Source organism: Streptomyces sp. NBC_00080, from assembly GCF_045041255.1.
Lineage (GTDB): Bacteria > Actinomycetota > Actinomycetes > Streptomycetales > Streptomycetaceae > Streptomyces > Streptomyces coriariae.
The window spans coordinates 2,514,857-2,541,190 of the sequence record NZ_CP108235.1 but is presented as its reverse complement, the minus strand read 5'-3'; the positions used below and the strand labels follow the sequence as shown (position 1 = coordinate 2,541,190).

23 protein-coding genes and 1 pseudogene are annotated in these 26,334 nt (G+C 70.8%); 16 read left to right on the top strand and 8 right to left on the bottom strand.

All coding sequences use genetic code 11. The features are described 5' to 3' along the window. The first annotated feature begins 539 nt into the window (after positions 1-539). A complete protein-coding gene (locus tag OHU34_RS11090) occupies positions 540-2,057 on the top strand; it encodes an FGGY-family carbohydrate kinase (RefSeq protein ID WP_405766109.1) in 1,518 nt (505 codons plus the stop codon). 58 nt (positions 2,058-2,115) lie between these two features. Here the strand turns inward: OHU34_RS11090 and OHU34_RS11085 are convergent, their stop codons facing one another. Beyond that, the gene (locus tag OHU34_RS11085; protein ID WP_142266568.1) at positions 2,116-3,102 is read right to left on the bottom strand and encodes a carbohydrate kinase; all 987 of its coding nucleotides are present in this window, start codon (positions 3,100-3,102) and stop codon (positions 2,116-2,118) included. Between the two features lie 273 nt (positions 3,103-3,375). On the opposite strand from OHU34_RS11085, the gene OHU34_RS11080 reads away from it, so the two are divergent. From OHU34_RS11080 to OHU34_RS11045, 8 genes and pseudogenes are all read left to right on the top strand, one after another. Then, a complete protein-coding gene (locus OHU34_RS11080; RefSeq protein ID WP_142266569.1) occupies positions 3,376-4,728 on the top strand; it encodes a sugar ABC transporter substrate-binding protein in 1,353 nt (450 codons plus the stop codon). An 80-nt stretch (positions 4,729-4,808) separates the two neighbouring features. Then, on the top strand, positions 4,809-5,771 hold the full coding sequence (locus tag OHU34_RS11075) for a carbohydrate ABC transporter permease (RefSeq protein ID WP_142266570.1): 963 nt from the start codon (positions 4,809-4,811) through the stop codon (positions 5,769-5,771). Then, positions 5,768-6,652 carry a carbohydrate ABC transporter permease gene (locus tag OHU34_RS11070; protein ID WP_142266571.1) on the top strand — a complete coding sequence of 295 codons (885 nt, stop codon included), beginning with the start codon at positions 5,768-5,770 and terminating at the stop codon, positions 6,650-6,652. The genes OHU34_RS11075 and OHU34_RS11070 overlap by 4 nt, the downstream gene beginning before the upstream one ends. After that, entirely contained in the window at positions 6,649-7,656 is a 1,008-nt protein-coding gene (locus tag OHU34_RS11065; RefSeq protein WP_405766106.1) for a zinc-dependent alcohol dehydrogenase family protein, read from the top strand. Before OHU34_RS11070 ends, OHU34_RS11065 begins: the two co-directional genes overlap by 4 nt. 26 nt (positions 7,657-7,682) lie before the next feature. Next, positions 7,683-8,717: a zinc-binding dehydrogenase gene (locus OHU34_RS11060; protein WP_405766104.1), complete on the top strand. Its 1,035-nt coding sequence runs from the start codon at positions 7,683-7,685 to the stop codon at positions 8,715-8,717. Positions 8,718-8,873: 156 nt separating this feature from the next. Then, positions 8,874-9,683, top strand: a complete 810-nt coding sequence (locus OHU34_RS11055) for a DeoR/GlpR family DNA-binding transcription regulator (protein ID WP_230194419.1) — start codon at positions 8,874-8,876, stop codon at positions 9,681-9,683. Next, on the top strand, positions 9,680-10,417 hold the full coding sequence (locus tag OHU34_RS11050) for an HAD family hydrolase (RefSeq protein WP_142266575.1): 738 nt from the start codon (positions 9,680-9,682) through the stop codon (positions 10,415-10,417). The genes OHU34_RS11055 and OHU34_RS11050 overlap by 4 nt, the downstream gene beginning before the upstream one ends. A 220-nt stretch (positions 10,418-10,637) precedes the next feature. Next, positions 10,638-10,721 (top strand): annotated as a pseudogene (locus OHU34_RS11045) (IS5/IS1182 family transposase); the annotation flags it as partial. Positions 10,722-10,781: 60 nt separating this feature from the next. Here the strand turns inward: OHU34_RS11045 and OHU34_RS11040 are convergent. From OHU34_RS11040 to OHU34_RS11020, 5 genes are all read right to left on the bottom strand, one after another. Then, a complete protein-coding gene (locus OHU34_RS11040) occupies positions 10,782-11,219 on the bottom strand; it encodes a hypothetical protein (protein ID WP_142266576.1) in 438 nt (145 codons plus the stop codon). Between the two features lie 32 nt (positions 11,220-11,251). After that, entirely contained in the window at positions 11,252-16,027 is a 4,776-nt protein-coding gene (locus OHU34_RS11035) for a putative T7SS-secreted protein (RefSeq protein WP_405766100.1), read from the bottom strand. A 2-nt stretch (positions 16,028-16,029) separates the two neighbouring features. Then, complete coding sequence (locus OHU34_RS11030; protein WP_142266578.1) at positions 16,030-16,686, bottom strand: hypothetical protein; 657 nt, start codon at positions 16,684-16,686, stop codon at positions 16,030-16,032. Then, complete coding sequence (locus OHU34_RS11025) at positions 16,683-17,099, bottom strand: hypothetical protein (protein WP_230194416.1); 417 nt, start codon at positions 17,097-17,099, stop codon at positions 16,683-16,685. The genes OHU34_RS11030 and OHU34_RS11025 overlap by 4 nt, the downstream gene beginning before the upstream one ends. A gap of 177 nt (positions 17,100-17,276) precedes the next feature. Next, positions 17,277-17,702 carry a MarR family winged helix-turn-helix transcriptional regulator gene (locus OHU34_RS11020; protein ID WP_235034574.1) on the bottom strand — a complete coding sequence of 142 codons (426 nt, stop codon included), beginning with the start codon at positions 17,700-17,702 and terminating at the stop codon, positions 17,277-17,279. 7 nt (positions 17,703-17,709) lie between these two features. On the opposite strand from OHU34_RS11020, the gene OHU34_RS11015 reads away from it, so the two are divergent. Both OHU34_RS11015 and OHU34_RS11010 read left to right on the top strand, forming a co-directional pair. Next, the gene (locus tag OHU34_RS11015; RefSeq protein WP_405766095.1) at positions 17,710-18,666 is read left to right on the top strand and encodes an MFS transporter; all 957 of its coding nucleotides are present in this window, start codon (positions 17,710-17,712) and stop codon (positions 18,664-18,666) included. A 181-nt stretch (positions 18,667-18,847) separates the two neighbouring features. Continuing rightward, positions 18,848-19,504 carry a TetR/AcrR family transcriptional regulator gene (locus OHU34_RS11010; RefSeq protein WP_142266580.1) on the top strand — a complete coding sequence of 219 codons (657 nt, stop codon included), beginning with the start codon at positions 18,848-18,850 and terminating at the stop codon, positions 19,502-19,504. Positions 19,505-19,615: 111 nt separating this feature from the next. Here the strand turns inward: OHU34_RS11010 and OHU34_RS11005 are convergent, their stop codons facing one another. Further along, the gene (locus OHU34_RS11005) at positions 19,616-19,870 is read right to left on the bottom strand and encodes a hypothetical protein (RefSeq protein ID WP_405766092.1); all 255 of its coding nucleotides are present in this window, start codon (positions 19,868-19,870) and stop codon (positions 19,616-19,618) included. 421 nt (positions 19,871-20,291) lie between these two features. Here OHU34_RS11005 and OHU34_RS11000 point away from each other — a divergent pair, with 421 nt between their 5' ends. Next, positions 20,292-21,920 (top strand): MFS transporter, encoded by a 1,629-nt coding sequence (locus OHU34_RS11000; protein WP_230194413.1) that lies wholly within the window; start codon positions 20,292-20,294, stop codon positions 21,918-21,920. Positions 21,921-22,026: 106 nt separating this feature from the next. On the opposite strand, the gene OHU34_RS10995 is transcribed toward OHU34_RS11000, so the two are convergent. Further along, a complete protein-coding gene (locus tag OHU34_RS10995) occupies positions 22,027-22,596 on the bottom strand; it encodes a MarR family winged helix-turn-helix transcriptional regulator (RefSeq protein WP_230194412.1) in 570 nt (189 codons plus the stop codon). Between the two features lie 116 nt (positions 22,597-22,712). Here OHU34_RS10995 and OHU34_RS10990 point away from each other — a divergent pair, with 116 nt between their 5' ends. The 4 genes from OHU34_RS10990 (at position 22,713) to OHU34_RS10975 (ending at position 26,245) form a co-directional block, all read left to right on the top strand. Further along, the gene (locus OHU34_RS10990; protein ID WP_142266585.1) at positions 22,713-23,228 is read left to right on the top strand and encodes a YceI family protein; all 516 of its coding nucleotides are present in this window, start codon (positions 22,713-22,715) and stop codon (positions 23,226-23,228) included. A 695-nt stretch (positions 23,229-23,923) separates the two neighbouring features. After that, positions 23,924-24,313, top strand: coding sequence for a cell division protein SepF (locus tag OHU34_RS10985; protein ID WP_028806047.1), 390 nt, complete (start codon positions 23,924-23,926; stop codon positions 24,311-24,313). 289 nt (positions 24,314-24,602) lie between these two features. Continuing rightward, a complete protein-coding gene (locus OHU34_RS10980) occupies positions 24,603-25,919 on the top strand; it encodes an ATP-binding protein (protein WP_235034576.1) in 1,317 nt (438 codons plus the stop codon). Then, positions 25,916-26,245: a nucleotide pyrophosphohydrolase gene (locus OHU34_RS10975; RefSeq protein WP_405766089.1), complete on the top strand. Its 330-nt coding sequence runs from the start codon at positions 25,916-25,918 to the stop codon at positions 26,243-26,245. The genes OHU34_RS10980 and OHU34_RS10975 overlap by 4 nt, the downstream gene beginning before the upstream one ends. Positions 26,246-26,334: the final 89 nt, after the last annotated feature.

The window sequence follows — 26,334 nt, the reverse complement described above, 5'->3', positions numbered from 1 at the left end:
GCGAAGGGCGTCTGACCTGGCGTTTCCTGACTCCGGCGTCGGTTCGACCTGTTTTCCTTCACGCAGCGGGTCGAGCGGACGGTTCGCGCATCATGCGTGCGCTGGTCCGAGGTCTTGTGGCCGGGCGCGGTCTGAGTCGCCCGAGCGCCGTGGCATCGAATCAAGACTCTTGACGCTCAGACGACGCCCATTCAAGGCGCATCGAAGGAAGAAGAGCGACGCCGTCGGACAGATGACGGTCGGGGCGCGCCGACCGGCTACGTGGGACGATCGGCCCGGTGGATGGTGGCTTCGGCACGCGAGGAGACCGGGGTGTGCGTTCTGGGCATCGGTGATCGATGGATCTCTGCCGGGTACATCGACGCTCTGGCAGAGGTGTGCGGCCCGTTTCCGACCGGGGCGCGGCGTTGACCGAGCGGCAGCCAAAGGGCTCCGGCGCGACCACGACGCCGCGTTCGGCGCGGCTCGTCGCCGGACTCGCGGGGACCGGCCGGTGCGCCGCGACGGACACTGCCTGTGGTCCGGGGCGGGTGTGAGCTGTGACGCGTGATCTGGTGCTCGGTGTCGACGCGGGCCATACCGTGACCAAGGCCGTGCTGTTCGACGCCACCGGCCGAGCGGTGGCGCGGGGCAGCGGCACAGTGCCCCTGGAAACCCCCCGACCCCATTGGGTCGAGCGCGACATGGACGAGGTGTGGCAGACGGCGTTTCAGGCCATCGCCGCCTGTCTCGCCGAGGTGGGACCGGACGCGGGGCGAGCCGTCGCCGCGGTGGGACTGGCCGGGCACGGCGACGGCCTGTACGCCGTCGACGAGCTCGGCCGGCCGGTGCGCGCCGGGATCGTGGCGATGGACACGCGCGCCGAACCGGTGCTGGAGGAGTGGCGGGGCACCCCCGTCTGGTCGCGCACCCTGGAGTTGTCGGGCACTGTGCCGTTCGCTGGTTCCCCGGCCGCCCTGCTGGCCTGGCTCGCCCGCCACGAGCCGGGAGCGCTTGCGCAGGCCCGTTGGCTGTTGTCCTGCAAGGACTGGCTGCGCCTGAGACTGACGGGTGCGGTGGACACCGATCCGACGGACGCCAGTGCCTCGTTCACCGACATGCGGCGGGGAGGCTACTCGCCGGAGCTGCTCGACCTGTACGGCCTCGGCACGCTCGCCCGCCTGCTGCCGCCCGTGCTGGCCTGCGACGCGGTGAGCGGAACCGTCACCCACGAGGCCGCGGCGCTCACCGGGCTCATCGCCGGCACGCCCGTGGTCACGGGCGCCCATGACGTCGATGCCGCCGCGCTCGGGATCGGCGGCACGACGCCGGGAGAGCTGTGCCTGATCGCCGGGTCGTTCAGCATCAACCAGGTGGTCAGCGAGCGTCCGGTAGTCGATCCGCGGTGGCAGGTCCGGCACTTCGTCCGGCCGGGGCAGTGGATGACCATGTCCACCTCACCCGCGTCGGTGGCGAACCTGGAGTGGTTCCTGCGGGTCACGGGCGCACCGGCCGACCAGCGGTACGGCGTCCACGAGGCGATCGGCCGAGAGGTCGAGGCATGCCTGGACGGTCCGTCGGAGGTGTTGTTCCACCCGTTCGTCTACGGCTCCCCGCACCCGCATCCCGCGTCCGGGACGTTCCTCGGACTGCGCGGCTGGCACGGCCGCGGCCACCTGCTGCGGGCCCTGATGGAAGGCGTGGTCCTCAACCACCGCTGGCACGTCGACGCGCTCTGCTCGAAACTGCCGGTCACCGGGGCGGCGGCCCGGCTGACCGGCGGCGCCGCACACAGCGCGGTATGGAGCCAGATGTTCGCCGACGCCCTACGGCGGCCGGTCGTGGTGAGCGACGTGGCGGAGAGCGCCGCCCGGGGAGCGGCTCTCCTCGCCGCCATCGCCGTCGGACTGCTCGACGACATGACGGACCCGCGCGCCACCCCCGCCGTACTCAGACGCCACGAACCCCGCCCCGACCGGGTCGCCGTACTCGACGAGGCTTATGCGGTGTACCGGGAGGCGTTGGAGGCTCTCGGACCGGTCTGGGCTCGTCTGGACGTGCCCGAGGCTCCGGAGTGAGTGCCGGACAGGCCGGCGACATGAGGGATCGACAGGCATTCAGGCACGACCACTGCTGCTACCCGGGGGTCGGCACACCGTCGTGGCGGTACGGCGGCTGCGCGCCCGCGCGGGTGCAGGTGTCAGCAGCGATCTCCACGGCGTAGGACAGCAGCCGGGCGAGGTCACCGGCCCCGAGGGCGTCGACGCCTTCGCGGCTGAGCCGGCCGGTGTGGTGCAGATGGGCGAGCACTCCGGCGGTGAAGGCGTCGCCCGCTCCGACCGTGTCGACGACCTCGACCGCCGGAGCGGGCACACGCACGTCGGCGTCGCGGCCGACGGCCCAGGCGCCCCGCGAGCCGAACGTGATCAGGACGAGTCCCGCCCCGGACGCGAGCCACCGTTCGGCCACCGCCTCGTACGACTCACCGGGGTGGAGCCAGGCCAGGTCCTCGTCGCTCGCCTTCACCACGTCGGCGAGCGCCACCCACTCGGCGATCCGCCGGAGATAGGCGGCGCGGTCGGTGATCAGGCCCGGCCGCACGTTCGGGTCGAGGGACACCAGCCGCCGGCCCGCCTCCCGGCGAATCAGTCCGTCGAGCGTGGAGGCCATGGGTTCGAGCAGCAGCCCCAGCGACCCGAGGTGCAGGGCCGTCCCCGCGGACAGCGCGCCGCCGTCAGGGAGAGCAGCGAGGTGTTCAGGACGCAGGCCGCGGTCGGCGGTGCCGTTGGCGTGGAAGGAGTAGGCGGCCGACCCGTCCTCGCGCAGATGCACGGCGGCGAGAGTGGTGGGGTCGGACGCGGGCAGCGCGTGGGTGAGCCGGGTGCCGGATGCCGCGAGGTGCGCGCGCAGGAGATCGCCGAAGTGGTCGTCGGAGATGCGAGCGAGCAGTGCCGTGGGGACTCGGAGTCGGCCGAGACCGGCGGCGACGTTGAGGCAGGAGCCGCCCGGGCGCGGCTGGAAGGCCGCGGCACCATCGGCCGTGCGGGCGGGGGTGAGGTCCACCAGCGCGTCTCCGGCGACGACGACGGCAGGCTGGTCTGAGGGTTCCGGTCTGGCGCTCATGTGTGTTCCTCGGGGACGGCGGCGGCAAGGTCGAGGGCTTGGGCTGGGCTGGAGAGCTGGACTGTTCGGTGGACTACCGAAGCCCTAAGAGACTGCTTGACGATAAGTCTGAAGAGTTTTTCTCGCAAGATGTGTTAACAACGGCCCAGTCTCCTGCTAATAATTCGGCCATCGAAACGCGCCCGACTCCCCAAGGACGCAGCCACACCCCTGCTCGACCAGCCGTGCCTCAGTCGAGGTCCCGGCGAACCTGCACGAGAGGTCCCCCGTCACATGGCATCGACCAGATACGCCCTCATAGCCGGCGCCGCCGCCACCGCCCTGCTCGCCACCGCCTGTTCCGGAGCCGGAGCCGGCGGGGCCTCGGGTGGCGGGAAGAGCATCAACGTCCTGATGGTCGGCAACCCGCAGATGGAGGACATCGCGAAGCTGACCAAGGACAACTTCACCAAGGACACCGGGATCAAGGTCAACTTCACGGTCCTTCCCGAGAACGAGCTGCGCGACAAGGTCACCCAGGACATCGCCACCCAGGCCGGCCAGTACGACGTCGCCACCATCGGCGCCTACGAGGTGCCCATCTGGGAGAAGAACGGCTGGCTGCACGACCTGGGCTCCTACGCCGACAAGGACCAGACCTTCGACAAGGCCGACCTGCTCAAGCCGATGGTCCAGTCGCTCACCGGCTCGGACGGCAAGCTCTACGCCCTGCCGTTCTACGGCGAGTCTTCGATGCTCATGTACAACAAGGACGTCATGAAGGCCAAGGGCGTCACGGTGCCCGAGCACCCGACCTGGCAGCAGATCGCCGACATCGCGGCCAAGGTCGACGGCGCCGAGCCGGGGATGAAGGGCATCTGCCTGCGTGGTCTGGCCGGCTGGGGTGAGCTGGGTGCGCCGCTGACGTCCATGGTCAACACCTTCGGCGGCACCTGGTTCACCAAGGACTGGAAGGCCCAGGTCAACAGCGGCGGCTTCAAGGAGGCCACGAAGTTCTACGTCGACCTGGTCCGCGAGCACGGTGAGGCCGGCGCCCCGCAAGCCGGGTTCACCGAGTGCCTGAACGCGCTGAGCCAGAAGAAGGTCGCCATGTGGTACGACGCGACCAGCGCGGCCGGATCGCTGGAGGACCCCGCCTCCAGCAAGATCGCCGGCAACGTCGGCTACGCCTACGCCCCGACCGTCAGGACGGACAGCAGCGGCTGGCTGTGGGCCTGGTCGTGGGCCATGCCCAAGACCACGAAGAACGCCGACGCCGCCTCGAAGTTCATGCTGTGGGCCTCCAGCAAGAAGTACGAGAACCTCGTCGGCGAGAAGCTCGGCTGGGCACGTGTCCCGGCCGGCAAGCGGGCCAGCACGTACGAGATCCCTCAGTACGAGAAGGCCGCCGCCTCCTTCGGTGACATCACCCTGAAGTCGATCGAGGGCGCCGACCCGGCCGACCCGGGCGTCCAGCCCCGGCCGACCGTGGGCATCCAGTACGTGGCCATCCCCGAGTTCCAGGACCTGGGCACCAAGGTCACCCAGGAGATCTCCGCCGCCATCGCCGGAAAGACCAGCGTGGACAAGGCGCTCGACGACGGCCAGAAGCTGGCCGAGGACGTCGCCAAGACCTACCAGAAGTGACCTTCAGCGCCCGGCCGGCCTCAGCGCCGGCCGGGCGCCGCTCCCCGCGATCCCGGCCTTCACGGGCGGAGGAACCATTCATGACCACGCTCACCGCACCCCCCGAGGCAGCGCCCCCACCCGTCCGTACCCGGAAGTCCTCGGGCGCGGCGGCCAAGTGGAAGCGCCGCATCCCGCTGCTTCCCGCGCTGGTCTTCACCATCGTCGTCACGCAGCTGCCCTTCGTGGCCACGCTGATCATCTCCACCTTCCAGTGGAACATCCTCAAGCCGGGCGAGAGGCACTTCGTCGGTCTGTCCAACTTCTCGTTCGTCTTCACCGACGAGCGGCTGCGCACAGCCGTGCTCAACACCGTCGTGCTCACCGCGTCGGTGGTGATCATCAGCGTGATCCTCGGACTCGGCCTGGCCATGCTGCTCGACCGCCGGTTCGCCGGCCGCGGGCTGGCGCGCACCCTGCTCATCGCCCCGTTCCTGGTCATGCCGGTCGCGGCGGCGCTGTTGTGGAAGCACGCCATCTACAACCCCGACTACGGACTGCTCAACGGAACCCTCAACGCCGTCTACCGGTTGTTCGGCGCGGACAACGGCCCCACGGTCGACTGGATCTCCTCCTACCCGATGCCCGCCGTCGTGGTGTCGCTGGTCTGGCAGTGGACCCCGTTCATGATGCTGATCCTCCTGGCCGGCCTCCAGGCGCAGCCCGGCGACGTCCTGGAGGCGGCTCGCATGGACGGCGCCTCCGCACTGCAGACCTTCCGCCACATCACGCTGCCGCACCTGCGCCAGTACATCGAACTGGGCGTCCTGCTCGGCACGATCTACGTCGTGCAGACCTTCGACGCGGTCTTCACCATCACCCAGGGCGGCCCCGGCTCCCAGACCACCAACCTGCCCTACGAGATCTACCTGACCATGTTCCGCAAGTACGAGTACGGCGAGGCAGCCGCCGCCGGTGTCGTCGTCGTCCTCGGCGCGTTCGTCATCGCGACCTTCGCGCTGCGCACCATCGCGTCGCTGTTCCGCGAGGAGGTTTCCCGATGACCCGTGCAGCAGCCGCCGCGCCCGGGGCGAGGTTCAAGAAACTCCTTGGCCGTAAGGACGACCACGGCGGTGCGCCCAAGCTGTCGCCGCTGTGGACGTTCGTCGCCTGGCTCGCCACGCTGGCGTTCTTCGCGCCCGTGGCGTGGATGGTGCTCACCTCCTTCCACCAGGAGGCCGACGCGGCCACCAACCCGCCCACCCCCTTCGCCGCCGTCACCTTCGACCAGTACAAACTCCTGTTCAGCCGGGACATCACCCCCTTCCTCCTCAACTCGGCGATGGCCAGCATCCTTTCCACGATCCTGGTCCTCGCCCTGGCGGTGCCGGCGGCCTACGCGCTGTCCATCAAGCCGGTCGAGAAGTGGACCGACGTGATGTTCTTCTTCCTGTCCACCAAGTTCCTCCCCGCCATCGCCGCCCTCCTGCCGGTGTACCTGATCGTCAAGGACGCCGGGATGCTGGACAACGTATGGACGCTGGTCATCCTCTACACCGCCATGAACCTGCCGATCGCGGTATGGATGATGCGCTCCTTCCTCGCCGAGGTCCCCAAGGAGATCCTGGAGGCGGCCGAGGTCGACGGCGCCGGCCTGCTCACCGTGCTGTGGCGGGTCGTCGCGCCGGTCGCCATGCCCGGACTCGCCGCCACCTCGCTGATCTGCTTCATCTTCAGCTGGAACGAGTTCATGTTCGCCGTGAACCTCACCGCCACGCAGGCGTCCACCGCGCCGGTGTTCCTGGTCGGCTTCATCACCAACGAGGGCCTGTTCCTGGCCCGGCTGTGCGCGGCGGCCACCCTGGTGTCGCTGCCGGTCCTCATCGCCGGTTTCGCCGCCCAGGACAAACTGGTCCGCGGCCTCTCCCTGGGAGCCGTCAAGTGAAGGCAGCCGTCATCACGCAGCCCGGCAGCGTAGAACTCGCCACCGTGGAGGACCCCGCTCCCGGCCCCCGCGAGGTCGTCGTCGAGGTCGCGGCCACCGGGCTGTGCGGCACAGATCTGCACATCCTCCAGGGGGAGTTCGCCCCGAAGCTGCCCATCATCCCCGGCCACGAGTTCGCCGGGGAGGTCGTGGCCCTCGGCAGCGAGGTCACCGACCTCGCGCTCGGCGACCAGGTCGCCGTCGACCCGTCGCTGTACTGCTTCGAGTGCCACTACTGCCGCGTCGGCCGCAACAACCTCTGCGAACGCTGGGCCGCCATCGGCGTCACCCACCCGGGCGCCGCCGCCGAGTACGCCGTGGCGCCCGTCGCCAACTGCGTACGACTGCCCGACCACGTGGACGTCCGGGACGCGGCCCTGATCGAGCCGCTGTCCTGCGCGGTGCGCGGCTACGACGTCCTGCGCAGCCGACTCGCCTCCCGCGTGCTCGTCTACGGCGCCGGAACCATGGGCCTGATGATGCTCCAGCTTGCCAAGGCCACCGGCGCCGCGAGTGTCGACGTCATCGACATCAACGCCGAACGCCTGGCCACGGCATGGCAGTTGGGGTGCTCCGCCGGTGCCGTGTCCGCCGACGAGCTTGACCGGCCGCCCTACGGATGGGATCTGGTCGTCGACGCCACCGGCAACGCGAAAGCCATCCAGGACGCCCTCGGTCGGGTGGGCAAGGGCGGTGCGTACCTGCAGTTCGGGGTCGCCGACCATGCCGCCAGGGCCACCATCGAGCCGTACAGGATCTACCACCAGGAGATCACGATCACCGGCTCCATGGCCGTGCTGCACAGCTTCGAACGCGCCGCGGACCTCTTCGCCACCGGTGTCATCGACCCGCGCGTCTTCATCAGTGACCGCCTCCCGCTGGCGGCGTTCCCGGACGCGGTCGCCCGCTTCCAGGCGGGCCTCGGCCGCAAGATCCAGATCCAGCCCGGCCTCGCCACCGCGTGAACGCCCGAACCGAACGGAATCCCCCCATGACCGAGCAGATCCGCCGCGTTCTCGTCCGCTCCCTCGACGACATCACCATCGAGCAGGTGCCCGCCCCCGTCCCCGGGGACGATGAACTCCTGGTGCGCACCACCGTCGTCGGTGTGTGCGGCTCCGACACCCATGCGGCGGCCGGCCATCACCCCTTCATCGACCTGCCCTACCGCCCCGGGCACGAGGCGGTCGGTGTCGTCGTCGCGGCCGGGAAGGGCGCCGAGGACTTCGCGCCCGGCGACCGGGTGATCATCGAGCCCAACCTGTACTGCGGCCGCTGCCCCCAGTGCTTCTCCGGCCGCTACAACATCTGCCAGGAACTGAAGGTCTTCGGCTGCCAGACGCCCGGCGCCATGGCCGACCTGTTCACCATCGCGGCCGACCGCGTCCACCGCGTTCCCGGCAGCATGACCGACCTCGAGGCCGCCCTCGTCGAGCCGCTGGCCACCCCCGTCCACGCTGTGGCGAAGGCCGGGGACCTCACCGGACGCACGGTCGTCGTGCTCGGCGCCGGGCCCATCGGGCTGCTCGTCCTCGCCGCCGCCCGGCACGCCGGCGCCGCGAAGATCGCCGTCACCGACCTGCTGCCGGGCAAGCGGGACCGCGCCCTGCGTCTCGGAGCCGACACGGCCCTGCCCGCCGACGCCCCCGACCTCGCCGACCAGGCCCACGCGGAACTCGGTGGACCGGCCGACGTGGTCTTCGACTGCGTGGCGCGCGAACAGTCCATCGCCCAGGCCACCGACCTGGTCACCAAGGGCGGCACGATCATCGTCGTCGGCGTCGGCGCCGCCGGCACCACCCCGGTCCGCCTCGACCTGATCCAGGACCGCGAAATCCGCATCGAGGGCACCCTGATGTACACCGGCGACGACTACCGCACCGCCATGTCCCTGATCTCGTCCGGCGCCATCGACACCGCCGAGATCGTCACCGCCACCTACCCGCTCCAGGACGCCGCCAAGGCTTTCGCCGCATCCGTCGACCCCGAGCAGGTCAAGGTACTGGTGACGGTGGACGGACCGTAGCCCACGGCCACGCACGGGGACGCGGACATGGACACGCAGTTCGTACGGAGCGGCCGCCGCACGGGTGGCCCCGGGGCCGCGAGCCGGACGGGCCCCGACCCGCACCGGCCCGTGTGGGAAACTGCGATACCGGAGCGACCGGGAAGGAGGGGCGCCGTGACCGCCCGTACGCGACTGTCACAGGCGGCCGTCGAGGAGCGGCGTCAGGCCGTGCTGCGGTATGTCGCCGAACACGGCGAGACCCGCATCGACGACCTCGCCCGGCACTTCGACGTCAGCCTGATGACCATGCACCGGGACCTCGACGACCTCACCGGGCGTCATCTGCTGCGCAAGGAGCGCGGGCGGGCCGTCGCGTTCCCCGCCCTCACCATGGAGACGGCCACCCGCTTCCGCGAGAACAGCGCCCTCGCGGCCAAGAACGCGCTGTGTGCGGCAGTCGCCGGCCGGATCAGGCCGGGCAGCACGGTGCTCATGGAGGACTCGACCACCCTGTTCCCCCTGGTGCCGGCCCTGGCCGAGGTGGATCAGCTGCACGTCGTCACCAACTCCGTCGGCCTCGCACAGAGCCTCGGGTCCGCCGCCCCCGGAGTGAACGTCACCCTGCTGGGCGGCCACTACCGCGGCGACTTCAACTCCTGCACCGGCCCCACCGTCACCCGGACCCTGTCCCGGATCCGGGCCGACCTCGCGCTGCTGTCCGCCACCGCTGTCCTGGAAGGGCGCCTCTTCCACCCCCTGAACGACTACGTCGAGGTGAAGCTGGCCATGCTCGGCTCAGCCGAACAGGCGCTGCTCCTGGTGGACCACTCGAAGTTCGGCAAAACCGCCACGTACGCGTACGGCACCGCGGCCGACTACCACACCGTCATCACCGACACCGGAACCCCCGACACGGAACTCGCGGCCATACGCGACCTCGGAGTCCACGTCGAGACGGTCGAACCCGAAGAGCCTTCCTCGTGATCCGCACCCTTTTCGAAACACCGAGCGCCTACCGCCCCAGCGACGCCGAGATGGCCGTGCCGGTGCCCCCGGTCCAGGCCGTCCTGTTCGACTTCAGCAACACCCTCTTCCAGATGATCGACCTGGAGACGTGGCTGCGCCGGGTCGGCTCCGCCGCCGGCCGCCTCGCCGTGCTCGACGAGCCCGGCGCAGTGGCCGAGATCTCCGACCAGTTGCGCGCCGCCTTCCGGCTGCCCTCCGTCGCAGCCCTCCAGGAAGGCCGTGATCTCTCTTCCGCACAGCACCGCCGCGCCATGTGGGGGTGGTGGGAGCAGGTGGACTTCCTGCGCGGCGCGGCGGAGACGGCCTACCGGGAGCTCACGGCCCCGGACGCCTGGGTTCCGTATCCCGACACCGAACCGGTCCTGCGTGCCCTGCGCCGGCGCGGACTGCGTATCGGTGTCGTCAGCGACTTCGCCTGGGACCTGCGCACCCACCTCGTCCATCACGGGCTGGACGCCTTGATCGACACCTGCGTGATCTCCTACGAGCAGGGCCGGGAAAAGCCCGACCCGCAGCTGTTCCTCAAAGCCTGCGCCGATCTCGGCGCGGACCCCCGCGCCACCCTGATGGTCGGCGACAACCCGGCCCGCGACGGTGGCGCGGCTGCCTGCGGTCTGCGCACGTACATCCTGCCGGCGGAACACCGCACGGGAGAGCGCGGCTTGATGGACGTGCAGCGGCTCGTGATCTGATCGTGGTTGTCCACGGGCATACAGGAATCCGCCCCGACGGATCGTTCGACGCCGTCGATGAAGGCGTGGCTCATCTCCTCCTCGCGGCGCACCCCGAGCGGTAGTACGGGCCGTGGAGCCGTCTCCTCAAGGCGTGCCAGGAACCTGCCAGTCGCGCGGGGCCGGGCTCCGGGCAGCCGCTGCACAGGACAGCACCGTCAGCGTTCGGAACGACTCTTCCAGCCACGACCTGACCGCGGCCCGCGCCCACCGGATCATCCGGATCTGCGAACGCCAAGGCGTTCCCGTCCCAGCTGACCGCGCGTTGTCCGAGTCTCCCGGCCGTGCCGTCGGTCGACTCGCCCCGGCCGGGGTTTCGAGGACCTCAGAACTCGTGGACCACCACCCAGTAGTCGGATTCTTCGACCGAGGCGGCACACAGGTGGTGGCCGTCGACCGAAACGGCCACGAACTCGGGTGAACCCGTCACTCCGGAGATGCGTGACGGGAGGTTCTTGCCCACCGGGTCTTTTACCCGCACCCAGCCGATCGCGCTCCCGCCGGGTACGGGCGGGAGGATGAGGAACTCCCCGTTCTCCCCGTAGAGCGAGGCTTGCGAGGCATGGCGGTGCCATGCCTCGTCCAGTTCGTCGGCGGCGCCGGGGGCGGCGGCGGGGACTGTGGCGACCGGTTCCACCTCGAATCCGCTGACCGCATGGATGGCGGCGTTCACGGGTGGGCCGTCAGGGGCGGCTTCTCCCGTCACCTCGAGCCCGCAGCGCCCGAGGGCGTCCAGCCACTGCGGTGCCTGCCGGTCCGTCATGATCCCTGGCCTTTCATCGGTCCCCAGGACATTCAGCCGCCTCCGTAGAACAGGTGATGGTCGCCACCCGATTTGTTTATCTTGCCGTATCTCTCCATGGACTCCGGATAGCCGAGGCTGCCGTCGGGACGCTGCACCCGTGCGTTGTCCCAGCCGAAGTTGACCAGGCTCCGGGTGTCGTCGATCTTCGGCTTGCCGGCATGGAAGTGTGGGCCTGCCGGATCATTGGTGTGCTCGACGACCACACGCGAGCCACTGTCCGTCTCGAATTGCCGGAAATTTCCCCAGTGTGCCGGATCGGGCGAATAGATGTAACCCGGCATGTGCTTCAGTTGCTTGTCCCCGGTGACCACCCACTCGGCGATGGGTTCTTCGCCGTAACGCACACCGGCGAGCTCGAACGCGGCCTTCTCCGCGTCCGCACGGTTCTCGAACGGGTTGCCCTTCTCACCACGCGGATACGGGCTGAGTCCGAGGGGGTCGGACCAGGTGTGAGGGTTGTGGACGTAGGTGACGGGGTTGGGGGCGGGCGCGAGCCCGAGGGGGTCCGGAGTGAGGTAGCGCGCGGTCTCGGGGTCGTAGTGCCGGAACAGGTTGTAGTGCAGGCCGGTTTCCGGGTCGTAGTACTGACCGGGGAAGCGGAGCGGGGTGTAGGCCGTGCTGGAACTGCTCCAGGCGGTGGTGCCCCAGAGGGTGGCGCGGGTGCGCCAGGCGATGTCGCCGTCCTGGCCGATCAACTCGGTGGGGGTGCCGACGAGGTCGGTGGCGATGGCGAAGAAACGCCGGTCCACCTCGTCCTGATGGGCATCCGCCGTGAGGATGCGCTCGGTCTGCGAGAGGGGAACGCCGGACCGGTGGTCCCAGGTGAGGGCGACGGCGTTCGGGAGATCCGGCTGGTGAAGGGTCTGTTCGCAGAGGGTCATGCCGTCCCAGGCGAACCGGGTCTCCTCCACCACGCTCTCGTCGTCCGCCAGCCGCTGCTTGGCGATGCGGCGGCCCAGGGGGTCGTAGCGGTAGCGCCAACGGGTTCCGTCCGGGGTGACCACCGAGGTGAGCCGGTTCTCGGCGTCCCATTCGTAGCGCCAGGTGTCGGGTTTGCGGGACAGACGGGTCTTCTGCCGCAGGGTGATGCGGCCGAGGGCGTCGTGCTCGAAGCGGACGGCTCCGGCGCGGGTGATCGCCGTGCCGGCGTAGGTCCGCGGGCCGGTGGCCTCGTTGCCGGGGTGGGCGGCGGGCCAGGACGCCTCGGTCAGGTTGCCGCCGGCGTCGTAGGCGTACCGCTCGGTCCAACCCCGCGCGTGGACGGCGGTGACGTGGCCGACCGTGTCCAGGTCGAAGGTGCGGGTGCCCGACAGGAAGTCGCCGACCGAGCTGAGGTGGCCGTCCGGGCGGTAGGAGTAGGTACGGCTGTTGACCGTACGGCCGTCGACGGTCAGGTGGCTGGCGGAGAGCCGCCCGGCCTCGTCCCAGGCCGAGGTGACGGTGAGCGCGTCGGCGAAGTCTCCGAAGACACGAGCCGTTTCACGGCCCGCGACATCGTGGGCGAAGACGACCGGGGACCCCCCGGTGGTCAGGCGCTCGGGACGGCCACCGGCGTCGTACGCGTAGGTGGTCACGTGGCCGGTGGGAGTGACACGGCGGGTGCGGCGGCCCACGGCGTTGTACGCGTAGCTCATGGCGCGGCCGTCGACGAGCTCGGACTTGACCCGTCCCCGGCGGTCGTACACGTAGAGGAGTTCGCTGTCCGGGCCGGACGCCTGGAGCAGCCGTCCGGCCCGGTCGTAGCCGTAGTCGGTGATCCGGCCGTCGGCGTCCTTCCGGATCACCCGGCCGAGTTCGTCCCGTTCGAAGGAGATGACGTGGCCGAGCGAGTCGGTCCGGGAGACGAGTTGTCCGGCGGAGTCGAGACGGTAGCCGAGCGTTCGGCCGTCGAAGTCGGTCTCCGAGACCATCCGACCGGCCGCGTCGTACTCGTAGGCCCAGCGTGCGCCCTGCGGATCGGTGACCTGGACGAGCCGCAGCGCGGCGTCGTACCCGAACTCGTACCGGGCCCCGTTCGGTTGGGTGCGGGCCGCCACCAGGTCGAAGTGGGTGTACTCGAAGCGGGACACCCCGCCGATCGGGTCGGTGTGGGTGAGGCGGTTGCCCTCGCCGTCGTAGGTCCACGACTCGGTGGCGCCGTCCGGAGCCTCCCGGCGGATCAGATTGCCGTCCGTGTCCCACTCGAGACAAGTGACGCCACCTGTGGGGTCGGTGACGCGGCCGGCACGTCCGAGGGCGTCGCGCTGAACGTGGGTGGTCCCGCCGGCCGGGCCGACGACCTGTACGGGCAGGCCCATGGCGTCGCAGCGGACCGTGGTGACGGTTCCCAGCGCGTCGGTGATCGACGTCGGGCATCCGCGAGCGTCGTAGGCGTACCGGGTGGTGTGGCCGGCCGGATCGGTGACCGTCACGCGATTGCCGCGCTCGTCGAAGCTTTGGAGCCAGCGGCTGCCGTCCGGGCCGTGGAGTTCCGTGTACCTCCCGAACGGCCCGGGTTTCATGGTGAGTCGGCTGCCGTCCGGCCGGAGCACGGCGACCAGGCGGTCGTGCTCGTCGTAGGTGTGGGCGGTGGTGCGGCCCAGTGGGTCGGTGCGGGTGAGGAGGTTCCCGCGGGCGTCGTAGGTGAAGGTGTTGAGGTGGCCGAGCGGGTCCGTGGTGGCCAGCACGCGACAACCGGGGCCGATGAGATGGCGAGTGGTGTGACCCTCGGCGGTGGTGAGGGTCGTGGTGCGGTGGCCGGTTCCGGCTTCGGGTTCGGAATAGGCGAGGGTGATCTGGATGTGGCCGGCTTCGCCGCCTTCGGCGATGACCCGGTCGCGATCGTCGTAGACGTAGTCGTACCGGCTTCCGTTGGAGTCGATCCAGGCGATGACCCGGCGGCGGTCGTCGTAGACGAAGGTGGTGGTGGCGCCGGAGGGTTTGGTGACGGTGGTGAGATTGCCGTCCTGATAGCCGTAGCTCGTCAGCGCCAGGTCCGCGCCGCTCTCGCCCGCGCCGGCCAGGGACAGCGCGGTGACCAGGCCGTCGGTGACGGACAGGTTCACCCGGGGGCCCGCCGAGTGGACGAGGGCCAGTGGCAGGCCGTCCTCGCCGCGGTCGACGGTGCTCGTGCGGCCGTTGCGTTCGGCGACGGTCGACAGCCAGGCCGTGCCGTCGTCGCCCGGCTCGGTGCCGGGCGGGGCGGTGAAGCGACGGGTCAGACCGGTGTCGGGGTCGGTGACCGTGTAGTCGCCGTCGGTTTCCCGGGTGAGAAGCGTTCGGGCCCGGCTCGATTCCGGTGTGGTGGGCGCGCCGGGGACCGGGTGCGGGTACGGGACGAGCAGCCCGTCGGCGGTGACGTGGACGACGCCGATCGCGTCGATCTCCAGACGCTCGTCGACGGTGGAAGTCCACGCCGGCCCCAGGAAGCGGCCGGTCGCGGTGCCGGACTCGGTGCGGCGGGTGAAGAGCAGCGGGAGGATGCCGGGGATCTCGAGGTCGGTCTGGGGCAGGAACATCCGGCCCGAGGCGAGGTCCACCGGGTCGGTGCCGTCGGTGGTGCGCTCGCCGTCCGGACGGCGGTGGGTGCCGTCCGGGGCGTCGTCGATCAGGCGGCGCAGCCGCGCGGCGTCGGCGGCCTCCTCGGCGATCCGCACGCCCTTCACCGCGGCACCGCCGCCCCCGGTGGCCACGGTCAGCGCGACGTCGGGCAGCAGCCGGCCGAAGCCCTCCGCCGGGTCCTTCATGAAGTCGCCGACCATCTGCTTGCCGGTGCCGACCGGATCGTTGGCGGCCACCACCAGACCGGCGGCCAGGCTGTTGAGGGACGTGGCGTACTCGGCCGGGTGCGTGATGTTGTACGGGTCCATGGGGTTGACACTGCGGACGAAGTTGAGCAGCCCCGCCGTGCCCTTGATGACGCCGCCGCCGACATGGTCGCCCATGAGCTGCAGCTCCTGCATCCCGTCGCCCAACTGCTCGGCGTAGGAAGGCTTCTGCGGAGCCATGTCGCGGGCGGCGCGGACCGCCGTGCGCGCGGTCTCCGCCGCCGAGTTGCGCTGCTTGCGGGCCTCGGCGAGGAGGTCCTGAGCGTCCTGCATCAGCTTCTTGCCGGGATCGTCGAACGTCGCCGCGGGCTTCGGCGGCAGCGAGGCCGGGTCGCGCTTTTCCGCGGGCTGGGCGTTGTAGCGATCGACGGCGGCGTTGTAGTCGTCGACCTTCTTGCGGTGGGCGTCGGCGGCGTCCTCGGAGGCCTTGACGCCCTCCTTCCACCTGTCGATCGCCGTCTGCGCCTGCCCCTGCGCCCAGGTGACGGTGCCGGCGAACGCGTCCAGCGCACCGACCGCCTTCGCGCAGGCGTCGGCGGCGGTGTACCACTTGGGCGGCTGGGTGCTCACCGCGGTGCGCAGCGCCTCGGCCGTCTCACCCTTGAGCCGGGACGAGTCGAGGCCCTTGAGCCCGTCGCCGGCGTTGTCGAAGGCCGACTGGAAGGCGCGGAGCTTCGTGGCGGTGGAGGTGATCTCGCTCGGGCTGCCGTAGATCAGCTTGGTCTTGTCCTCGGTCTGCCCGAGGTCCATCTCGTCGACCTCGGCGCCCATCCGGTTGGCGACCGAACGGGACTGTTCGCGCACCCAGTCCGCGCCGGACTCCCACCCGACGTCCTCCAACCGGTCGGCGGTCCAGTTGCCCGCGTCCTCGACCCGGTTGCCCACCCACTCGACGCCGTCCTCAACCGCGTCCTCGACCGAGTCGGGCGTGATGTCGCTGATGAAGTCGCCGATGCCCACCGTCAGTTCCCCCCGGACTCGCCCTGCTGCTGCTCCTGCTGGGCGCGCTCCTCCGGCGACGGGCCGAAGGTGTCGTCCAGCGCCTGGTTCCACTGGTCGTCGGAGATGCCGAGAGCGTCGTTGAGCACCTGCGACTGCTGGCCGCCGTGGCCCTCGGTGAGAACGGTGCGGCCGGTGTCCTTCCAGGTCTGCTCCATGTCCTGACCGGCCTTGTCGAACGACTCGGCGCTCCAGTCCGGGTCCAGGTAGTCCGGCGTGAAGATGTCGCCCCAGTTCTGCTGGGCGATCTCCTCCTCACTGGCGTGCGGGTTCCCGCCGAACAGGGAATTGGCGCCCACCTTGAGCGTCGCCGCGACGTACTGGTCGTGCTCCCACTGGGTGCCCGCCGCCAGACCGAGGCGGTTCGCGAGCGCACTTGCGTCGTGCACCAGGGCGCGCACGCCCCACTCCCAACGTTCGCAGAAGTCCTCGAAGTCGACCGCGAGGCCGTGGTGCCCGGCCTCCATCCCGGTCATCGCCAGCTCCGAGAAACCCTTTCCCATCACCGACCCGGTGGCGCCGCCGAGTTCACCGAGCTGGTCGATGGTCGCGCCCACCCCCTGGGTGAACTTGACGACGGACGCCTTGTCGAGCCGCAGGTCCGGTCCGTCACCGCTCATGACCGCGACCCCTCTCCCGCCGCACCGGCGTCCACGGCGACCGCGTCCGGCACGATGCCGACGACCGGCGGGAAGAACATCGAACCGTCCTCGGTGGCGATGTCGACGGCGAGACCAGCGGGCTCGCCCAGGGCGGGCACGAGCTCGTCGACGATGCGCGCGCCCAGCAGCGCCGCGTAGTCCATGGGCTGGTCACCCCGCGCGTGACGCAGGGCGAACCGGGCCAGTGCGGCCTCGTCGGTGAACCCGCAGATCCACCGCACCCCGCCCGAACGCACCGACCACAGACCTCCGTCGGCCATCGGCACGAGGAGGACCGAGCGTCGCATCTCGCCGATCAGAGCACGCGGGTCGTCGCCTCCGCCTCTCCGCTCGGCGATGCGTTCGGCGAGAGCCGCCTTCGGCTGCTGCACGGTTCCTCCCCGGTCGTAGGTGACTGATGGCACCGTAGAGCAGGACGCGCGCGAGGAAGCGGGCGGTTCTGGTGAGCCCCGCCCGTCCGACAGACTCCCCCCGGGCACGGGATCCCGCCGGACCTCCGTCCTCCCCCGTCAGCCCGGCCCGGCCAACCACTCGGGCCGGACCCGGGTTCAGCCGTGGCGGCCCCGCCCCTCCATCGTCTCCACCAGCCGGCCCAACGCCCTGAGGACCCAGTCCCGGTCGTCTCCCAGACCTGACAACAGGTCTACCTCCGCCGCGAGTTGGCGGGGGAAGAGGTCGTCGACGGCCTTGGCGCCCGACTCGGTGATGGTGAGCAGGGCGGCGCGGCGGTCGGCGGGGTTGGGGGTGCGGGTGATGAAGCCGCGCTTCTCCAGTTTGGCGAGCGTCCTGCTGACGCCCGCGCGGGAGAGGCCGAGGCGTTCGGCGAGGCTGCGGGCGATGACCGGCTCGGTGGCGTGGCGCAGGGGGATGAGCGTGTCGACCTCGGGGGCGGTGAGCGGGGCGCCCGCGTAGAGGGGTTCGACGGCACGGTCCAGCAGGCCGGTGGCGCGCTTGAGCAGGCCGACCACTTCCATGGGAGAGGTGTCGAGGCCCGGATGGTGCGCGGCCTTCTCCCTGGTGTGCGCCGTCGCCCCCAACGTCGGTCTGCTGACCGGCGCCCGCTTCCTCCAGGGCGTGGCCGGCGCGGCGGGCATGGTGCTGGCCCGGGCCGTACTCACCGACCGCTTCCACGGCGCCGAACTGCCGCGCCACTTCGCGATCGCCGCGCCGGTGCTCGGCGGGGTGGTCCTGAGCGTGTCCACCTGGCGTGCGGTGTTCGCCGTGCTGGCCGTGCTGGGCGGACTGCTGCTGTTCGCCGTGGTGCGCCGGGTGCCGGAGTCCCTGCCGCCCGAGCGGCGTCGGAGCGGCGGGTTCGTGAACACGTTCCGTGCCATGGGAACGCTGCTCGGCCGCCGGGCGTTCATGGGATACGTCCTGGTCGTCGCCTTCGTCGCGGCGGCCCTGTTCACCAATATCAGCGGTTCCAGCTTCGTTTTCGAGAACCTCCACGGCGTCTCCTCGACGACGTACTCCCTCATCTTCGCCACCAACGCGGTCGGCATGCTGCTCGCCGGCGCGGTGTTCTCCCGGCTCGCCGGACGGGGCGTGCGGCTGAACACCCTGCTCGCTGCCGGTGTCGGCGTGGTGCTGGTGGGCGCGCTGGCGCAGGTTCTGCTGGTCCTGTCCGTGGGCGAGAGCCTCGTGGGCACGTGGGTCACGCTGTTCGTGACCGCGAGCGGCATCGGGCTGGTCTTCCCGGGCGGCATGAGCATCGGACAGGCGGTGGGTCGGATGGCACCGGGAGCGGCGTCCGCGCTGCTGGGCGGCCTCCAGTTCCTCTTCGGAGCGCTCGCCTCGCCGCTGGTGGGGCTGTTCGGGGAGGACAGCTCCCTGCCGATGGCCGTCATCATGCTGGTCGCCGCCGCGGGGGCGGGACTCGCCCTCGTCGCGCTGGCCCGGCCGTGGCAGGGCCACGGGGAACCGGCCGCCTCGGTCTGACGGGGGTGTCGGCGGCACGGGGCCGGCGCTGCGCTCGGTGATGCGCGGCCCTCGTTTCCCGGCGCAGCCGGGTCGTACCCACGTCAAGCCCGGGTCGCACCCGAGTCGCCCCCGCGGCGAAGATCGGCCACAATGGGCGCCCGTCGTCCGTTCGTCCGCACCGAACCACCTGAGGTTTCCCGTGACCCACTCCGTGGCCCGCGAGCCGCAGCGGCGTAATTCGCGGTCCAACCGGGCGCGCATTCTGGCCACGGCCCGGCAGGAGCTCGGCCGGAACCCGGACGTCACCCTGGAGGAGATCGCGCGGGCCTCCGGTGTCGTACGGCGTACGCTCTTCGGCCACTTCCCCGGGCGGGCGGCGCTGTTGGAGGCGCTCGCGGAGGAGGCGTCCGAGGCGTTGCGCGGCGCGCTGGCGGTCGCGACGGCGCCGCAGGAGCCGGCCGAGCGGGCGCTCGCGCACTTCGTGCACACGATCTGGCCGGTGGGTGACCGTTACCGGTTGCTCCTGGCGCTGGCCCGGCGTGATCTGGGCGACGAGCGCGTCGCAGAGATCCTCGCCCCCGCCCGCGACGAAGTCACCGCCATCCTGGCGCGCGGGCAGCGCGACGGTGTCTTCCACACGCAGCTGCCGCCCGCCGTGCTGAGCGCGGGGCTCGAGGCGATGCAGGTCGCGCTGCTGGAGGAGGTCAACACCGGGGCGCTGGAGGACGACGGCACCCGGACGGCCGTCGTGACGCTCGTCGCGGCGGGGGTGCCGGAGGAGCGGGCGCGGGCCGTGGTCGGCGAGGTCGTGTCGGCGGCGGCGGCAGCGGCCGGGGGTGCTGAGCCGGGGGCCTGAGGTCTCCGGATCGCCATAGTTCCCCAGATCCTCAGTCCCCGGTTCCTCAGTCCCCGGTTCCTCGGTTCCCGGTTCCTCGGTTCCCGGTTCCCCCGCCTCTCCGTTCTGCGCTCACAGGTCCTGGTCCGACGGTGCTTCGTCCGGTCGGAAGGTGACCGACCTTCCCGTGAACCGGGCGTCGAGGCCGGTGGCGGTGGTGGTCACGGAGCGCAGGTTCAGGCCGTCGGGGATGTTCCGCAGCCGGATCGGCTGCTCGAAGACCTGGTCGAGCACCGCTTCCCCGGCCGCGGGCAGCGCGCCGCCCTCGATCTGGAAGTCGTCGAACGCGATCCGGTTGCCGGATGCCGCCGAGACGGTCGTGGCCACCGTGACCCGCCCTCCGCCGAGAGGCAGCAGGATGTCCGCGCTGATCCGGCCCGGCCCGTCGCCCTGGGACAGCCCGATGGGTGGGCCCAGTGAACGAACACGATGAACGAGCCCGATGAACGAGCCCGATGACCGTGCGAGAGCGGTCGTTCACCGTGCACAAGGTGAGGACGGAGCGGGCCGGGGCACTCGTGGCCCCGGCGGCCCCGGCGGTCGCGGCGAGGCCGGCGATCCGGGTGTCGGAGCCACGGTTCGGTCCCGCCAGGCGCTGCGCTTCGCGCCGGTCACTTCGCCTCCTCGGGGATCAGGGCTCGTCGCTCGTGGGTCGGAGCAGTGGGTCAGCGGAATATTTGCACACCGGTGGGCAATAAACTAGTCTGCACATCAACGGGCAATTAACTCGTCCTCATAGGAGCCCCCCATGCCCTTCCCCGTCGACACACCCGTCGAGAAGATGACCGGGCCGTACGCCAAGCGCTGGTCGGCGCTGATCGTGCTCTGCCTGAGCCTGTTGATCGTGGTCATGGCGAACACCTCGCTGATCGTGGCCGCGCCGGACATGACCACGGACCTGGGCCTGAGCAGCAGTGACCTCCAGTGGGTCATCGACGGCTACACCGTCCCGTACGCGGCGCTGATGCTCGTGCTGGGGTCGATCGGCGACAAGTACAGCCGTCGTGGCGCCCTGGTCACCGGGCTGTTGGTCTTCGCGGGCGGTTCGGTGATGGGCAGCCTGGTGGACCAGACCGAGCTGGTCATCACGGCCCGCGCGATCATGGGTGTCGGTGCCGCGGTCGTCATGCCCGCCACGCTGTCGCTGCTGGTCGCGATCTTCCCGCGGCGTGAGCGGGCCAAGGCCATCACGGCGTGGACGGCCACCTCGGGGCTGGCCATCGCCGTCGGGCCGCTGGTCGCGGGCTGGCTGCTCCGGGACCATGCGTGGGGCTCGACCTTCCTGATCAACGTCCCCATCGCGGTCGTCGCCGTCGTCGGCGCGCTCGCGCTGGTCCCGCCGTCCAAGGCGGCGGGCATGGGTCGGATCGACTACGTCGGTGGACTGCTGTCGATCGTCTCCGTCGGCTCGCTGGTGTACGCGACCATCGAGGGCCCGCACTTCGGCTGGGGCACCGGCCCGATCGCCGCTGCCGTGGTCGCCGGGGCCGCTCTGGTGGGGTTCGTGGCCTGGGAGCTTCGTCATCCGCATCCGATGCTGGACGTCCGCAAGTTCCGGCTGCGGCCCTTCAGCGGTTCGATGCTGGCGGTGCTGTTCTTCTTCTTCGGTACCTTCGGCGCGATCTACTACTCCACCCAGTTCCTCCAGTTCGTGCTGGACTACGACGCGCTGGAGACCGGTGTACGACTGCTGCCGCTGGCCGGTGCAGTCTTCGTCGGCGCCGCGGTGACCGGGCGGCTGACCCCGAAGCTGGGCGTGCGGGCGATGGTCGTGTCCGGCATGGTGATCGGCACGGCGGGCGTCTTCCTGCTCACCAGGGTCGACACGGGCTCGACGTACGCGGACTTCCTCGCGCCGATGATGATGCTGGGCTTCGCGATCGGCCTGAGCGTGTCCCCGGCCACCGACACGATCATGGGGTCGTTCCCGGAGAGTGAGCTGGGTGTCGGCGGCGGCGCCAACGACACCGCGCTGGAGCTGGGCGGTTCGCTCGGCATCGCGATCCTCGGCTCGCTCCTCGGCACCGCGTACCGCGACGAGCTGACCGACCTGGTCGGCGGCAACCTCCCGGCCACCGCGCTGGAGACCGCCAAGGACTCGGTGGGCGGTGGCCTGGCGGTTGCCGAGCAGGTCGCGAAGGACCCCGCAGGCGGGGCGCAGCAGGCGCAGGCCCTGGTCGAGGCGGTGCACGAGGCCTTCGCGCACGGTGTCGCCCAGACCAGCCTGGTCGGCGGGATCATCATGGCCGCCGGCACGATGATCGTTTTCGCGGTCATGCCCGGCCGTAAGGCCTCAGTGGACACGGAGGGGGCGGAGGAGCCGGAGGGGCCGAAGGAGGCCGCGTCCGCGGAGGCATACTCCGACGCTTCCCGGTAGGACGATCCGCCCCGTTGCCCCGTTGCCCGCTCGCCTCGCCCTGCCGTGGTGTTCCTCGGAACCCCGCCGGTGGGGCGCGCGGCGTCCGGCGTCCAGCGTCCGGACGTCAGTCGGAGACGGTGGAGTGCTCCGGCTGAGGCTCCGGCTGAGGCTCCGGCTCTGGCGTCGGCTCCGAAGTCGTGGCTGTAGCCGTGGCGGTCTTCGGTATCAGCCCGCTCATCGCGGCGCACTGCTCGGGGCCCATGACATGGGCCAGCGCCCCCGTCACCGTCTGGGCCAATGCGCCGGACGCCTCCCGGAGCATGCGCCGGGCCTTGTCGGTGAGGGCCACCTCCACGCCGCGCTTGTCGCCGCAGACCGACTTGCGGGTCACGAGGCCGGCGTGCTGAAGACAGGCGATCTGATAGGTCAGCCGTGTCTTGGGTCGCCCCAGCAGCTCCGCGATGCGGGTCATGCGGAGGCCTTCCCGAGGCTGCTCCGCCAGCAGGCACAGGACCAGGAACTCGTCGTGCGATACGTCGAGCCGCTCCTTGACCACCGAGCGCAGCCGCTGTTCCACCGCCCCGGTCGCGGCCAGCAGGAGCATCCAGCCGCGCAGTTCGGCCGGCAGTAGGCCGTCGCCCTGAGCGGACGGGCATGAGGGCAGGTCGGTGGGGTGCTCAGCGGGGTCTGCCATAGCTACGAGTGTATCTGTGGTCCAAATTTGCACGACCATGTTGTTCAGATTTGGATTACCGGCTAGCGTGGGTCGTCCCAGCTTCATCCAAATTTGGACTATCAAGGAGAACGACCATGACCGTCGCCGTGGAAACCGGACTGTGGCAGCTCGACACGGGCGCCTCCACCGTCGCCCTGAAGCACAAGGCGATGTGGGGCCTGGTTGCCGCCAGAGGTGTCTTCGCCATCACCGGTGGCGGGGGTGAGGTGGCCGCCGACGGAACCGTCACCGGCACCCTGGTCCTGGACGCGGCCTCCATCGACACGAAGAACGCCAAGCGGGACGCACACCTGCGCAGTGCGGACTTCTTCGACGTCGAGAAGTACCCCGAGATCACCTTCGTGGTGCGCGCCGCCGAACTCGGCGCCGACGGGGCCGTGAAGGTGTCCGGCCGGCTGACGGTGCACGGCGTCAGCCGACCGCAGAACTTCACCGCCCGCCTGAGTCAGGCGGACGCCGACGCGGTCACCCTGGACGCCACATTCACCGTGGACCGGAACGAGTTCGGGATCACCCTGAACCAGCTCGGCATGATGGGCGGCCTGACGACGATCACCACCACGCTCCGCTTCACGCGCACGATCGCCTGAGCTATCGCCGAAGACATTTCTGACGTGGCGTCAACTCTTTTCCGCAGAGTTGGGTTTGCACGGAAAAGCGAACTGCCTTGCGGGTGACCGGAGTTCGCAGAGGGTGGCCGCAAGGTGGACCCGGCGGGGCCGGTCGGATCGGCCTCCGGTGCGCTCCCGGCGGCCGTCCGGCCGGGGCGCGACAGCCGGGCGCGGGCGCGATGCACTCCGGCGGGAGCGCGGTGACCGTGGCGGCCACCCGCAGCGGCGTCATCAACAGGCTGTAGCAGCCATGGGGTCGCATCGCCACGAAGAGGACCGACCGGGGCGGATCGGTAACCGTCGGACCAAGTGCCGCACGAACAGCGGGGCCGGCAGCACCGGCAGGGCCGGCGCGCCGCCGCTGCCAGAATGCTCGCGTGCCCATACCGCGAGCCGCCCGCTGCTGTCCGGTGGGCGCCGCAGGTTCTCGCTCTCTGCGGGTGTTACCAGCGCCGTTTCTGCCGAGCAAGCCGTTTCGCAACGTTATCGGGGCTGGTGAGCGGGTTGCGCCCGGCCCCGCGCCAGGACCTGAGGATTCCGGTGCGGACACGGTGGGAAGCCGTTGCGCGGCACCGGAGGCGGTGGCGGACCGTGTCGCTGTTGGGCTGAACGGGTGACTTGGCGTAAGAATGGCTGGTGCAGGCATTGAAGGCGAGTCAGTTCGGGGGGTGCCGGTGAACCGTTACGACGTCACCGATGAACAGTGGGAAGGGCTCGCTCAGGTTGTTCCGCTGCGGGGCCGGGACGCGTGGCCGTCGGCGGTGAGCCACCGCTCGCTCCCCGACGCGGAGACGGAGACCCGGCGCCGTTTCGTCGTGCTGCGGGTCAACGTCTTCGCGGACGCCCGCGAGGTCGCCGAGACGCTGATGGCGGGCATCCCGGTGCTGCTCGACCTGACGGGCGCGGAGACCGACACCGCCAAGCGTGTCCTGGACTTCTCCACCGGAGTCGTCTTCGGCCTGGCCAGCGGCATGCACCGGGTCGACCGGAACGTCTTCCTGCTGACCCCACCGGGCACCGAGGTCAGCGGGATCATGGAAGGGGCGGGGGTTCCCGGAGTCTGAGCGGTCCTCGGGCGTCGAGCGCCCGCACCCGGCGCGGCGCTCGGCGACCTCCAGACGCGTCGGCACGTCGGCTCGCCACACACGTCGCCTCCGCCGCTGTCGCACTCCGCGACGATCGCCGGAGTCGTCGCAGCCAGCGGGGCCGTACCGGATCCTCGGGGGCCTGCGGGTCGTCCGGGGCGTCGGGTCGTCCGGGTCGTCGGGTCGGCGTGGTCGTCGGGTCGCTCGATCGTAGGAAGCTGTCCGGGGCGGAACGGTTCGTCTGGTGGCGGAGTCCTACGGTCCGGATATGTCCTCGCCGTTTGCGTCCTCCGCCGCCTCTTCCGCCGCCTCCTCCACGCCCTTACCTCACCCGGCCGTACCGCAATCGGCGTCGGACCAGCCGCCGTCCGGGGACGTCTCCCGTACCGTGCCCGCGCAGGGGCCCTCGGCGGCGGAGCGACACGGTCCGTCCCCCGCGCCGGGTCTCCGTACGGCGTCCGCTCGGGTGCGGTACGTCCGGCCCTGTGTCACCGAACTGCGGCTCTCCGCCTTTGCGGGGCACCGGCGGGCCCGGTTTCCGCTGGGGCCGGTCACGCTGTTCGTCGGGGCCAGCGGGAGTGGCAAGAGCAGCGCGCTGCGGGCCTACGAGGCGCTGGCCCGGCTGGGTGGCGGGGCCCCGCTGGGCGAGGTGTTCGCCGACCCGGCCGCGTGTGTGCCGCAGGGGGCGCGGCCCGATGCCCAGCGTCGTCGCGGGTTCCGTATCGGATGCACGGCCGACGGCCCCGGCGGCCCGGTTCTGCTCGACGTCGCCGTGCAGGCCGAACCCGAGCTGCGCATCGTGGGGGAGCGGCTGAGCGCGGCGGGCGTCGTGCTGCTGGAGACGGCGCTGCGCGATCCCGGGCGCCGCGCGGTACAGGCGGCCTGGCACACCGGCGGCTCCGCACCGGTGACGCGCGCCCCCCTGCCCGACGACCGGCTCGGCACCGCACTGCTGCCGCTGCGCGTGGCCGGCAAGACCGACGGACAGCGGCAGGTGCTCGCCGCCGCGGAACAGATGGTCGTCGCCCTGCGGTCCGTCTTCGCCTGCGATCCGCAACCCGACTGGATGGGGGTTCCCGTCCCCATCGGCTCCGGCCGGCTGCTCGCCGGCTGCGACAACCTCGCCGACGTCCTCTGGCGCACCCGCGAGGAGTGCGGACGGCGGCACGCGCAACTGGTGGCCGCGCTGTCCGCCGGATCGACGGGACCGGTCGTGGACCTGCGCGCCGAACCGCTGGCCGACGGCACGGTCCGCGCACTGCTCCACCGCGCCGACGGCAGCCGCACGGAGCTCGCCCGGCTGGGATACGGCGAACTGCGCTACGTCGCCCTCGCGCTGGTGCTCCTCACCGGACCGGGCGTCCTCGACGTGGACCCGGCCGGCGAGGTGCCCGCCGCGATGCAGACCCTCACCCTGCTCGCGGACGGCCTCGACCGTGGCCTCGACGTACGACAGCGCGCCGAACTGCTGCGGCTGGCAGTGCGGATGGCCGAGCGCGGGCACATCCGCTGCGTCGGCGCGGTCGGCGACGAGTACGGCGCCACCCGGGCCGAGGGAGTGACGGTGGTACACCTGGGTCCGTGACAGAACAACACCTCGACGTGGCGAAGCTCCAGCGCAGACTCACCGAGTTCGCGGCCGCGCGGAACTGGCAGCCCTTCCACACCCCCAAGAACCTCGTCGCCGCGCTCAGCGTGGAGGCGTCCGAACTGGTCGAGATCTTCCAGTGGTTGACGCCGGAGGAGTCGGCGAACGTGATGGAGGACCCGGAGACCGCCCACCGGGTGACGGACGAGGTCGCCGACGTGCTCGCCTATCTGCTCCAGCTGTGCGAAGTGCTCGGTGTCGATCCGCTGGCGGCACTGAACGCGAAGATCGACCGCAACGAGCACAGGTTCCCGGCGCCGTAGCGCTGGCCCGGCGGTGACTTGGGGGCGGCCCGGCGATGACTCGGCAACGACGTAGTGGTGCCATGGCGGCTGGGCGGAGGGAGCCGAGC